General features: G+C 55.8%; 10 protein-coding genes. 7 read left to right on the forward strand and 3 right to left on the reverse strand.

Annotation, left to right across the window (positions count from 1 at the left end):
* The first annotated feature begins 9 nt into the window (after positions 1-9).
* The 4 genes from ABID47_RS29900 to ABID47_RS29915 all read left to right on the forward strand — a co-directional run bounded on the left by ABID47_RS29900 (position 10) and on the right by ABID47_RS29915 (position 5,751).
* Positions 10-1,623, forward strand: a complete 1,614-nt coding sequence (locus ABID47_RS29900) for a cobyric acid synthase (protein ID WP_354502412.1) — start codon at positions 10-12, stop codon at positions 1,621-1,623.
* A gap of 240 nt (positions 1,624-1,863) precedes the next feature.
* Positions 1,864-3,258: an L-cystine transporter gene (locus ABID47_RS29905; RefSeq protein WP_076173412.1), complete on the forward strand. Its 1,395-nt coding sequence runs from the start codon at positions 1,864-1,866 to the stop codon at positions 3,256-3,258.
* Positions 3,259-3,684: 426 nt separating this feature from the next.
* Positions 3,685-4,767 (forward strand): hypothetical protein, encoded by a 1,083-nt coding sequence (locus ABID47_RS29910; RefSeq protein WP_354502414.1) that lies wholly within the window; start codon positions 3,685-3,687, stop codon positions 4,765-4,767.
* A gap of 297 nt (positions 4,768-5,064) precedes the next feature.
* Positions 5,065-5,751: a queuosine precursor transporter gene (locus ABID47_RS29915; protein WP_212982549.1), complete on the forward strand. Its 687-nt coding sequence runs from the start codon at positions 5,065-5,067 to the stop codon at positions 5,749-5,751.
* 123 nt (positions 5,752-5,874) lie between these two features.
* On the opposite strand, the gene ABID47_RS29920 is transcribed toward ABID47_RS29915, so the two are convergent.
* Both ABID47_RS29920 and ABID47_RS29925 read right to left on the reverse strand, forming a co-directional pair.
* Positions 5,875-6,966 carry a M24 family metallopeptidase gene (locus ABID47_RS29920; protein WP_354502416.1) on the reverse strand — a complete coding sequence of 364 codons (1,092 nt, stop codon included), beginning with the start codon at positions 6,964-6,966 and terminating at the stop codon, positions 5,875-5,877.
* 216 nt (positions 6,967-7,182) lie between these two features.
* Positions 7,183-7,914: an MBL fold metallo-hydrolase gene (locus tag ABID47_RS29925; protein WP_354502418.1), complete on the reverse strand. Its 732-nt coding sequence runs from the start codon at positions 7,912-7,914 to the stop codon at positions 7,183-7,185.
* A gap of 319 nt (positions 7,915-8,233) precedes the next feature.
* On the opposite strand from ABID47_RS29925, the gene ABID47_RS29930 reads away from it, so the two are divergent.
* Together ABID47_RS29930 and ABID47_RS29935 are read left to right on the forward strand one after the other, a co-directional pair.
* Positions 8,234-9,079, forward strand: a complete 846-nt coding sequence (locus ABID47_RS29930) for an SDR family oxidoreductase (RefSeq protein WP_354502755.1) — start codon at positions 8,234-8,236, stop codon at positions 9,077-9,079.
* A gap of 98 nt (positions 9,080-9,177) precedes the next feature.
* Entirely contained in the window at positions 9,178-9,684 is a 507-nt protein-coding gene (locus ABID47_RS29935; protein ID WP_089545564.1) for a GNAT family N-acetyltransferase, read from the forward strand.
* Positions 9,685-9,809: 125 nt separating this feature from the next.
* Here ABID47_RS29935 and ABID47_RS29940 read toward each other — a convergent pair whose 3' ends face one another.
* A complete protein-coding gene (locus ABID47_RS29940) occupies positions 9,810-10,193 on the reverse strand; it encodes a winged helix-turn-helix transcriptional regulator (protein ID WP_084204047.1) in 384 nt (127 codons plus the stop codon).
* Positions 10,194-10,343: 150 nt separating this feature from the next.
* Between ABID47_RS29940 and ABID47_RS29945 the strand changes: the two genes are divergently transcribed.
* Positions 10,344-11,912, forward strand: a complete 1,569-nt coding sequence (locus tag ABID47_RS29945; protein WP_354502421.1) for a copper amine oxidase N-terminal domain-containing protein — start codon at positions 10,344-10,346, stop codon at positions 11,910-11,912.
* Positions 11,913-11,933: the final 21 nt, after the last annotated feature.

Consider the following 11,933-nt stretch of genomic DNA (forward strand, 5'->3'; position numbering starts at 1 on the left):
GCAGACGCGATGGAATTAACCGATACAACACGGAATGACGGCTCACCGGGAGCCGTGCTGATGCTGCAGGGAACGGCTTCGGACGTCGGCAAAAGCGTCGTGACCGCGGCGCTCTGCCGCATCTTCGTGCAGGACGGATACCGCACGGCACCGTTCAAGTCGCAAAATATGGCGCTGAATTCCTACGTGACCGCGGACGGCAAGGAAATCGGACGGGCGCAGGGGATGCAGGCCGAAGCCTGCGGGATCGAGGCGACCACCGATATGAACCCGATCCTGATCAAGCCGACGGGCGATATGCATTCGCAGATCGTCGTTCACGGGCGCCCGCTGGCACACATGAGCGCGACCGATTACCGCAGCCGCTTTCTGCCGGAAGCGAAGGACACGGTGCTGGAAGCCCTCGACAGGCTGCGCGGGCAGTACGATATCGTCGTGATGGAAGGCGCAGGCAGCCCTGCCGAGATTAATCTGAAGGACCGTGACATCGTCAATATGAACCTGGCCGGCTGGGCCGATGCGCCCGTGCTGCTCGTTGCGGACATCGACCGGGGCGGCGTGTTCGCGTTCCTGGTGGGTACTTTAGAACTGCTGGAGCCGCACGAGCGGCAGCGGGTGAAAGGTTTTATCATCAACAAGTTCCGGGGGGACTTGTCCCTGCTGCAGCCGGGGCTGGACTGGCTGGAGGAGCGGACCGGCATTCCGGTGCTGGGCGTGCTTCCGTATATCCCGGACATCCGCATCGAGGCCGAGGATTCCGTCGTGCTGGATGAGCTGACCGCCAAAGGGCAGTCCAGCCCGGAAGCGGACATCGACATTGCCGTCATCCGCTATCCGCGCATTTCCAACTTCACCGACTTTGATCCGCTGCAGGAGGAAAGGGATGTCCGGGTCCGCTTTATTACCAAGGCGGCTGATCTCGGTCATCCGGATGTGATCATCTTGCCAGGGACGAAGGATACGATCGGGGACCTGCAGTATCTCCGCAGCCAGGGCTTCGATCTGGCGATCGCCGCAGCCGTCGAATCGGGCGATGCGCAGCTGGCCGGCATCTGCGGAGGGTACCAGATGCTCGGCAAAATGCTGCATGATCCGGACGCCGCCGATGGCGGCGTGGCCCGGGAGGAGGAGGGACTCGGCTATTTGCCGGTCGCGACGACGTTTGCGAAGGAGAAGCGCACGGTCCGGGTGACCGGCCGGGTTGCGGACCATTCCCCTCTGCTGCTGTCCGCAGAGAGCCGATGCCTGCTGGCCGCCGGCGAACCGATTTCCGTTGAAGGATACGAAATCCATATGGGGCAGAGCCGCAGCCTGAAAGGGGAGCAGATGGCCCCGGTGTTTAAGCTGGGGCCGGACGGAGAGCAGCCGGCCGCCGAAGGCTGGGGGACGCTGGACGGGCGGATCTGGGGAACTTATCTGCACGGCGTGTTTCATAACGACCGGCTTCGCCGTTTATGGCTCGACCGGATCCGCGAGAGCAAAGGGCTCCGCCCGGTGAAGGAGACGTTCTCCGCATCGGGGCTGAAAGAGCAGGAGTTTGACCGGGTTGCGTCGCTCGTCAGAGAGCATCTCGATCTGGAGCAGGTGTATCAAATCATGGGAATATCCGCCAAGACGGTATAGTTTTGAGCAGGATGCGGGTAATAAATAGAAGTCATTCCGAAGTACACTTGGCGAATGGCTTCTTTTTTCTTTTTTTACAGCAAATTCTAACATGAAATTAACCCTACCCAAATAGTATGAATTATGCTACACTAAAGTCCAGTTTCACAGATTGCCCAAAAAAGCAAGCGACCTGCCCGCGGGCAAGCCGCAGGGACAGGCGTTAACATTATTGTTATAAGAGGGGAGAACGAAAGAGAGATGGACACACTTTGGACTGTGGTGAACGTCGTTGTGATGCTCATCCTGATCGGCCTGTTGATCTGGATGCAGAAGAAGCACGTATCGTTCACGAAACGCGTATTTACCGGCCTTGCGCTCGGTATTATTTTCGGATTTATCCTTCAATGGGCCTTCGGCACGCAATCGGAGGTCGTCAGCAAGTCTACCGACTGGTTCAGCCTTGTCGGCAGCGGCTATGTCGGCTTGTTACAAATGGTCGTCATCCCGCTGATCATGGTTTCGATCATTTCGGCGATCATGAACCTGAAGGGCAGACAGAACCTTGGCAAAATGAGCGGCTCGATCATCGCTGTTCTGCTCATCACCGTAGCGATTGCAGCTTCGGTAAGTATCGTAACCAGCTTGTCCTTTAACCTGAAGGCGATTGAGATTCAAGCGGGTGACCGCGAGCAAGCTCAAGGTCAGAAGCTGGAAGAAAAAGTGGGAGACGTGAAGGACAAATCGATCCCGCAGCAGGTGCTGGAATTCATTCCGACGAATCCGTTCGCGGATATGACCGGAGCACGCCGCTCCTCGACGCTGGCTGTCGTTATTTTCTCGGCCTTTATCGGAGTTGCCGTTCTCGGTATTGACCGTAAAAAACCGGAGCAGGCGGCTACCTTCCGCAAAATGGTCGAAGCGGTCTATGCGGTGGTCCTGCGGATCGTTACACTGGTGCTCAGGCTGACGCCATACGGCATCCTGGCCTTGATCACGAAGACGACCGCTACCACGAATATCGATGAGATTCTGAAGCTGGCCAAGTTTGTCGGCGCTTCGTATGTGGCCCTGATCGTCATGTTTATCATTCATCTGATTCTGATTACACTGTTCGGGTTCAACCCGATCCAATACGTACGCAAAGTTTTCCCGACGCTCGTCTTCGCGTTCACTTCCCGTTCCAGTGCGGCAACCATCCCGCTGAACGTGGAAACTCAGACGAAGAAGCTTGGGGTATCGGAAGGGATCGCCAACCTGTCGGCAACCTTCGGTGCCACAATCGGCCAGAACGGCTGCGCCGGTATTTATCCGGCGATGCTGGCGGTGATGATCGCACCGACGGTCGGCATCGATCCGACAAGCTGGGATTTCATTATTAAACTGATTCTGATCGTAACCATCAGTTCCTTCGGGGTTGCCGGCGTCGGCGGCGGTGCCACCTTCGCATCCCTGATCGTGCTGTCCACGATGAACCTGCCGGTGGCGCTCGCCGGTCTCCTGATCTCGGTTGAACCGCTGATCGACATGGGACGCACGGCGCTGAACGTCAACGACTCGATCACGGCCGGTCTGATCTCGAGCAAAATTTTGAAAGAGAACGACCAGGATACGTTTAACAACAACCATGTCGAACTTGACTCGGCGCATGCGTAAGCTTGCGGACGCGTCCGAAGAAACCAAAGCCTTTGCGGGCTTTGGTTTCTTTTTTTGATATGAGAAAGTATGAGCTTAAGAGGATCGGCATTTTTAGATTGCAATAAAAATCTAGACCATTCGGCGTTATTTTCTGCGACCAAAGGACTGGCTGGCGAACCCAAGCGAAATGTCCTCAGGGCGGGGAGGGGCCGCGGAGAAAGGATACGTGCCGCAGCAAGGCTTTAACAGTGCTGAGATGTTTGGGAGCCCCGCACCATCGGGCAAAATAGATTCGTCACGAAACAATCCCAAGAAATGAGCCTTTGGCCGCAGTCCCTAAAAAAAGGAAAACACCGCACCTTCGCGAACATGTTAACCATCCGAAATGACATCTCACGATCGCCACCTGGAAGGATACTCTTACAAATTCAGGAGGGAATGAGCATGAAAAAGACGAAATGGCTGCTGAACATCGGCCTGCTGGGCACGCTGCTGCTGTCCGGATCGGCTGCGGCTTTTGCGGACGACACGGAGCTGGTACCGATTGAGACGCTGAAACCGGCGGTCCCCATGGTGAAACCGGTGCTGACGGGAACGGGCGGATCCCTGATCCTGAGCGACTCCCCGGAATCCCCTAAAGTTGAAGGCGCTTACTACAGGGATGCGGTGACCGGATCGTTCCGCGTATTTTGGCATCATCAAAATATGACCGGCGAGCCGCTGACCGTGGCCGTGGCTGTGACCAACACGTCCGACGAGCCTGTCATGCTGTTCTCGGAGGGGATCGGGCTTGCGACGGATTATTATCCGGACGTCGCCGGTCAGATGGCCTTGGCTGATTTTATGAGCAATCGTGCAGCCCAGAAGCAGGAAGCGATCCTGCAGCCGGGTGAGAGCTATTACTTGACCGCCCTCGCGGAAAATACGCACACCGCCAGCGGCATCGCTAATTTTGCCGCGTATACGCAGCAAGGGCATGGGGATGCGACCGTCACGGTAACGACGCTGGGCTATAAAGAGCAGCCGGCTAACCCATTGGACGTACCGATTCTGCCGAAGGATGTGCACGTGCGCGGGACATTCCCTCATGCGGACCGAACCGGTACATTGGACTACAATACGTCGAGCGGCAATTCATTGATCCGCATTTCCTCAGCGGCGAGCGGTCCGTGGAGCGACAGCATGCCGGGTGAGTATGAGGAAGGCTGGAACGCGGTGGACGGCGGAACCGTCATCAACAACGGCAACTATGGGGTCATGTACAACCTCAGCGTTGCCATCAACAACGATTTGGACGTCAAACGGACTATTTCCGTGTACGATAACCCCTCCGGCGGCGCAGGCCACTACGTGATCGGCTGGGGCAAGGATCTGCTGCAGTCGCCGTTCGTAAACTATCAGAACGCCTGGAAGTTTACTGAATTTACGGTGAACAAAAAGGGCAAAACGATCGCGGCCGAGCTGAGCCTGACCGGTGGAGCGGCCGGACCGCAGACGCTGTATTTCACCAACTCGGACGTGCAGTAAAGCCGTGCTTGTGCCTTATTCAGGACGATGAACGAGTGTGATCCATTATATATGCGACATTGAAGAGACTGCCCATGCCGACTGCGAACGCCGGAACGTGGGCAGTTTTTGTTTGCAGCAGTGCCTCCCGGCGGTTCCCGGAGCCTGCCCAAGACATTTCCGGTCCCAGAAAAAAACATGGCAACTTCCGTTTCCGTGTGATACAGTAGTACATGTTTTGGGTTTGAAAGAATAGACAAAGACCCCAAAACCGCGGTTCGCAACCATCCCGCGTAATCAAAACTAGGAGGAACACGAGTGTACAATTTGTTGTGGGGTATTTTGTTCGTACTTGTTAATTTTTCGCTGTACCTGCTGTGCTACCGTTTATTCGGCAAAAAGGGGCTGTACGCCTGGATCGGGGTCGCGACGGTGATCGCGAACATTCAGGTGACGAAGACGATCGATATTTTCGGCATCGTCCTGACGCTGGGCAACACGATGTATGTCAGTTTGTATATGACCAGTGACCTGCTGAACGAAAAATACGGCCGGAAGGAAGCGCAGAAGGCGGTGTGGTTCGGCTTTTTCACACTGCTGATGACGACGCTGCTGATGCAGATGGCGCTGTTCTTTACGCCGGACGAGAGCGATCTCGCGCAGGAATCGCTGCAGAACATCTTCGGCCTGATGCCGCGCCTGGCGCTGGGAAGCTTGACGGCTTACTTCGTCAGCCAGTTCCTGGACGTGCGCCTGTATGCCTGGCTGCGGAAGCTGTTCGGCAAGCGGAACCAGTTCTGGATCCGCAACAACGGCAGCACGATGATCAGCTCGCTGGTGGACACGCTTATTTTCTGTACGATTGCTTTTGCCGGTCCGCGTTACGAGCTCTCTGTATGGATTGAAATATTCGTGACGACGTATCTGATCAAGTTCGTGCTGACCGCGGTGGGAACGCCGTTTCTATATATCGCCCGCGATTTCAAATTCAAGGACGAGGATTAAGCAGAGCAGACGGCCACTGTATGATTGCCGCTGTTCAATAGATAAGCTGAATGGTTGCAGCACAATAAAACCGGAAGATCCATCTGTCGAAGGGTTCTTCCGGTTTTGCCGTTTCATAAGGCATTAATCGCCGATAACCGTTAATTCTTTCGGATACGAGGTCAAGACTTCAACGCCGTTGTCGGTGACGACGATATCGTCTTCGATCCGTACTCCGCCCAGTCCCGGCACGTAGATGCCCGGCTCCACGGTGAAGACCATTCCCGGCTGCGCCAAGTCGGTATTGCCGCCGTGCACGGACGGATACTCGTGGACATCCATGCCGAGGCCGTGCCCGAGACGGTGCATGAAGTACTGGCCGTAGCCTGCGTCTTCCGTTACTTGGCGGGCAGCCTGGTCGATGGAAGCCAGCGTCACGCCCGGCTTGATCGCCTGAATGCCCTGCAGGTTGGCTTCCAGCACGGTATTGTAAATCTTCGTCAGCTCCGGCGAAATGTCGCCGACCGCAAACGTTCGGGTGATATCGGAAGCGTAGCCGTTGGCGTAGACGCCCATGTCAAACATGAGCAGGTCGCCGGACTGGATCTTGGTCTGACCTGGCGTGCCGTGAGGGAGCGCCGTCTTCGGTCCAGTCAGCACCATCGTGTCGAACGAAGGACCGTCCGCACCGAGTTTCTTCATTAAATATTCGAGCTCGGCGACGATTTCGATCTCGGTCACACCCGGCTTCACGCGGGAGAGGCCCTGCCGCAGCACTTCTTCGATCAGGTCAATCGCATGCTTCATGCGCTGGATTTCCTCCGGCGTCTTGCTGACGCGCATCGCGCGCAGCAGCGGACCGATATCTTCGTACTGCCCGGCGCCAACCGACTGCTGCAGCTGTTCGTAGCGCGCCACGCTGATTTGTTCCTTTTCGATGCCGAGCGTGCCGATCGTGTTCTTGAACTGCTGCCGAAGCAGGTCGTACGGATTGTCCGTGTCGGCATGCGTGATGATGTTTTTTACCGAGGATGCGGCCTGGGCGGCCTCGGCATCAAGTGCCGGAACAATCAGGAGCGGCTGTTCGCCGCGGGTCAACAGCAGGCCGAGAAACCGTTCATGCGGGTTGCTGGCAAAACCGGTCAAGTAATAAACATGCTTAGGGTCGGTAACGAGCAGGCTGTCGAGGCCGTGTTCGTTCATGGCCTTTTCCAAGGCGGTGATTCGGTTGCTCATGGTTATTCATCCTTTCTTATGTAGAGGGGGCTGGTGGGCAGGCCGTGTCCGTCAATGTTGTTGTCCGATTGCCCGATGGCTCGATTGCTCGATTGCTCGTTGATCGAACTGCCCGATCCAGGCTCCCCGTATCACTTCAATCCTATGGTTACGCGGCTCGAGAATTTTCTTTAAACGCGGCCATTTTCAATGCAATGACTTCGATAGACGTATGGGTTACCGGTGACTTTGAATGATCTCCCGGATGCGTTCGTTCGGTGACTTGTCGTACAAGCCGCCGTGGTAGCAGAACACTCCATCCAGCGGCAGATCGGCCAGCTTGCCCATGCTTTCGATGGCCTGCGCCATATTCGGCGTGAAACCGGGTATCGGTCCCTGCAGTTCGCCCTCGCGAATGGTCAGCTCATCGGCTGCGAGCAGCAGCTTTTCTTTGGGAAGGTACAGACAAATATGCCCCGGTGTATGCCCTGGTGTATGGATTACTTGAATGCCGCCGTGCAGCTCCAGATGATCCCCGTCATGCAGCACCCGGCTGATGGAAATGGAGGAACGCTCGTCGAGAACGTTTTGAATTGCCTCCCGGGCCGCTTCGGGCATTTGGGCGAGACGCTCTGGCGTGACCTTGATCAGCGGCTCTTGTCCGGTGATGACGGGAATATCGTCTTCATGGGCCCAGATCTCGATGTCGGGATTAGCTTCAAGCAGGCGGGATACGTTGCCGATATGGTCGATGTCCTGGTGCGTGAGGATGACGCGCTTGATATCGTTCAGGGTGAGACCGGCTTCGGAGATTGCTTTCTGGACCTGGTCGAACTGGCCGACATTGCCAGTGTCGACGAGCGTGGCCCCGGTTTCATCCCACAGCAGGACTGGCTGGTAAGCAGGCTGCTCGGCCGTCGGTTGGGCAAACAGCTCAATGGATACGATCTGATGTCCGATTTGCATCATTTCCCGGATAAATCCGGTACACCTCCTATGTTTTTTAATGTGAAAGTATGGATTGCTTCTATTATAAACCTCTCATCTGCAAAAAGAAAAAGCAGTTCTTGAAAGTGCCTCGAGTCTTGATGCTGCAAAATGCTGTCCGTTATGGCCAGGTCCTGCAGGATGCCTCTCTAGTATGAGCCTGCGGAAAAGCCGTATATAATGGCGCTGCCTATGCGGAAAGAAGAGGGGAGGAATTCAGCAGAACCATCTACGCTTTCCCTTGCCTGTGTGCTAGTATTTTAGAAAAGCTGTACGCGAAAAGGGAGGGATCAGGGTGAGCATGGAGCAAAAAACGGTGGTCGTGACAGGCGCCAACTCCGGTATGGGACTGGCGACGACGGTCGAACTGGCGAAGCAGGGAGCGCACGTTATTATGGTGTGCCGGAGCGAGTCGCGCGGCCAAGCTGCGCTGCAGGAGGCTATCCGCCGGAGCGGCTCGGAGGCGATTGAGCTGATGCTGTGCGATTTGGGTGATCTGGCGAGTATCCGCCGCTTTGCGGAGGCGTTCAAGGCGCGTTATCCGGTGCTGGATGTGCTGGTCAACAACGCGGGAGTAGTTATGCTGAAAAGACAGCTAACCCGCGACGGCTTCGAAATGGACATTGGCGTGAACCACCTGGGTCATTTTCTGCTGACCAACTTGCTGCTGGACCGGCTGACCGCCGCGGAGCAGGGAAGAATCGTGGTCGTTGCATCCGGAGCATATAAGGCCGGCAGCATCCATTTTGACGATCCGTTTTTGTCTCGCCGCTTTAATCCGATCAAGGCGTACGCCCAGTCGAAGCTCGCGAACATTTTGTTCACGGTGGAGCTGGCCGAGCGGCTGAAAGACACCCGGGTCACCGCGAACTGCGTCCATCCCGGCGCCGTCGCGACTCAAATCGGGGTGAACCGCGATACGGGCTTTGGCAAGCGGGTGCTGGCCGCGCTGAAGCCCATGTTCTTGACGCCGGAGCAGGGGGCGGACACCGCCATTTACCTGGCAGCTTCGCCGGAGGTTGCGGGCGTAAGCGGGAAATATTTTTACCGGAAAAAGCAGCAGGCGCTGAAGTCCAAAGCAGCCGACCGGGAGAGTGCAAAACGCTTGTGGGCTTGGAGCGAGCAGATGGTGGGACTGGACAGATGAGTGCATCGTCAAAAGCTTCCTATAGCACAGATTCTCGGATTCTTTTACAATAGAAAATAACGATTCGTAGACAAGCGGTAGGAGGCTGAACAGGGCAGATGACGACGCAACAACATTACATCATTGAAGACGCCGCGCTGGAGGATTTGCAGGCGGTGGTCGATATCTACAACACGACAGTAGCGGGCAGAATGGTGACCGCGGATCTGGAGCCTGTGACGGTCGAGAGCCGGCTGGCCTGGTTCCATGAGCATAACAGCCATCACCGTCCGCTGTGGGTCATGCGTTCCGAAGGGAAGGTTGTGGCCTGGCTCAGCTTCCAGTCTTTTTATGGGCGGGCAGCCTATAACGCGACGGCGGAGATCAGCATTTACGTGGCGGAAGAGTGCCGCGGGGCGGGCGTCGGCCGGATTTTACTGGAAAAGGCGCTGGCCGAAGCTCCACGCTTCGGACTGAACCGGCTGGTGGGTTTTGTGTTCGGTCATAACGAACCGAGCCTGAAGCTGCTGCGCCGCTATGGCTTTGAGGATTGGGGCGTGCTGCCGGGCGTGGCCGAGCTGGATGGCGTGGAACGGGATTTGGTCATCGTTGGGCGCAAAGTATAGTAAGCCCGGAGGCAATGGCGGCTCATTATCCATAATAAAGGCAGGAATATCGAAAAGGCGCTCTGCATGCAGCAGGCGCCTTTTGTTGTGTGTGATGATGAGGGCGTTGGTCCAATCCGTACGTATTAAAGGTCCTCGTCGCAGGCAGGCTTCGCTTCGCAGCACTTGGCAGCTTCGGCGGGCGTGGAGTCCGCATTATCAATCGTGACCCATTGCTCGGACCAGAGCTCGATTCCCCGGATGACTGGTTCGAGTGCCATGCCCTTCTCGGTCAAGGAATATTCGATTCGCACCGGCGTTTCCGGAAAAACCTCTCTCCGGACGACACCGTCCTGCTCTAAATCCTTAAGCCGCTCCGACAATAACCGGCCGCTGATCGGCAGGGAGGATTCAATGGTGCAAAAACGCTTCGGGCCGCTCAGCAGCTGATGGATGATCAGGCTGGTCCAGCGCCGGTTGATAATTTCCATCCCTTTTTCCAATTTGGGGCACAAAGGACTTGATTGCATGCTTCTTCACCTCGTTTATGATGTTCATTATATCGTAAATGCCGCGTTAAATATATACGGTTTGAAATGTTCTTTACATCCGGTGTTACCTGCTGGCATACTATATAAAATGGAATTTTTTCCATACATACATATTGGGGAGGTAAACTGATGAAGAAGCGTTTCAAATGGGGATTGGCGCTCGGACTGGCCATCATGCTGATTGTGCTGGCAGGCTGTCAGGCCGTTGGCGGCCTGGACGTCAACAAAGCGGTGCTCAGTACCCTGGATGTCAAATCGTCCGAAGCGAAGTCCTCGATGTCGCTTGAACTGGTGCCTGCGGATAGCGGGCTGTCGGCAGAAGATAAGCAGATGATCGACCTGATCAACTCGATCTCGCTCACGATTGACTCGGCTCGTACGCAGGATCCAAACACCGGATCGATTGAAGGCGCCGTGAAGGTTAACGGCAAGCAAATTCCGTTCCATCTGTCCGTAGATAAGGACAACCTGGCCTTGTCTCTTGAAGGCATGACTCAACCTGTCGTGATTCCGCTGAACGGCATGGAAGGCATGGAAGGGCTCACGATGACTGGACTTCAAATGTCCAACGAAAGCGCGTTGAAAATGGTGAAGGATGTCGGCGGCTTCCTGATCAAGCACGCTCCGAACCCGTCCTCGATCGCACTGTCCTCCGTGACTGACAAAGTGAACGGCGAATCGCTGTCGCTGCAGAAGCTGCACATCGACATTCGCGGGGATGAGCTGGCAGGCTTGGTTAAAGGCTTCCTGACCAGCGTATCCCAGGATAAAGAAGGATTAAAAGAAATGATCGCGGCCGTCTACGACGTCTACTATCCGATCTTTGAATCTACGTTTAGCCAGTCCGGTGAGGACATGGGCGATATGGCTGCAGCGTTCGGCACGCCGGAAAGCGTGCTGAAGGATAAAGACGCGGCGGTGACTTATTTTACCGATGAAGCGCTGAAGGCGCTGAACGAGTTCCTGCCTCAATACGACAACACCGTCAAAGAAATGATGGCTGAACCCGATATGTCGGTGATCCTTGGCAAGGATACCGTGCTTTCCCTGGACTTCTTCCTGGACAGCAAGCTGCAGATCCGCAAGCAGAACATGGACCTGACGATCCAAATTCCGCAGGGTGAAGGCGTGCCTGTGAAGCAGGTGAAGGTTCACTCGCAGTCGGAGACGTGGAACGTCAACCAGCCGGTGACTGTGAACAAGGTCGACACGTCCAAAGGCGTATGGGAACCAAGCTTGATCGGCGTGACGCCAGGTGAAGTGATCCGTCATCTCGATGCGAAATCCGACCTGTACCGTCTCTTGATGGAAGATGCGAAGATTACGCAAAAGCAGATTTCGATGACAACGCGCCAAGATGGCGAAGACGATGACTACTGGTACTACCCGGAAGCCATTATCGTGAACAATACGACGATGGTGCCGATCAAGTATGTGGCCGGTCAACTGGATGCTCAGTTAAAATGGAACGGGGCTACGAAGCAGTTGACGATGGTGGATGACCTGAAAGGCACCCAGATCGTCATCAAGGAAGGCTCCAAGCAAGCGACGATCGACGGCAAAGCCGTTACCTTGACCCAGCCGGTGATCAACCGCGACAGCACGCTGTACGTGCCGCTGCGTTTTGTGGCCGACGCCTTCGGCACGAAGGTGAACTGGGATAAGAGCGAGCAGCTGGTGACGATTGAGCGGGAGTAGATTATTAATGGGTTTGAAAGC

The organism is Paenibacillus favisporus (assembly GCF_040545415.1).
GTDB classification, from domain to species: domain Bacteria; phylum Bacillota; class Bacilli; order Paenibacillales; family Paenibacillaceae; genus Paenibacillus_AQ; species Paenibacillus_AQ favisporus.

Excerpts from the sequence above, each read along its gene's own strand:
- ABID47_RS29900 (WP_354502412.1), top strand. The coding sequence starts at position 10 with ATGGAATTAACCGATACAACACGGAATGACGGCTCACCGGGAGCCGTG.
- ABID47_RS29905 (WP_076173412.1), top strand. The coding sequence starts at position 1,864 with ATGGACACACTTTGGACTGTGGTGAACGTCGTTGTGATGCTCATCCTG.
- ABID47_RS29910 (WP_354502414.1), top strand. The coding sequence starts at position 3,685 with ATGAAAAAGACGAAATGGCTGCTGAACATCGGCCTGCTGGGCACGCTG.
- ABID47_RS29920 (WP_354502416.1), bottom strand. The coding sequence starts at position 6,966 with ATGAGCAACCGAATCACCGCCTTGGAAAAGGCCATGAACGAACACGGC.
- ABID47_RS29925 (WP_354502418.1), bottom strand. The coding sequence starts at position 7,914 with ATGATGCAAATCGGACATCAGATCGTATCCATTGAGCTGTTTGCCCAA.
- ABID47_RS29930 (WP_354502755.1), top strand. The coding sequence starts at position 8,234 with ATGGAGCAAAAAACGGTGGTCGTGACAGGCGCCAACTCCGGTATGGGA.
- ABID47_RS29935 (WP_089545564.1), top strand. The coding sequence starts at position 9,178 with ATGACGACGCAACAACATTACATCATTGAAGACGCCGCGCTGGAGGAT.
- ABID47_RS29940 (WP_084204047.1), bottom strand. The coding sequence starts at position 10,193 with ATGCAATCAAGTCCTTTGTGCCCCAAATTGGAAAAAGGGATGGAAATT.
- ABID47_RS29945 (WP_354502421.1), top strand. The coding sequence starts at position 10,344 with ATGAAGAAGCGTTTCAAATGGGGATTGGCGCTCGGACTGGCCATCATG.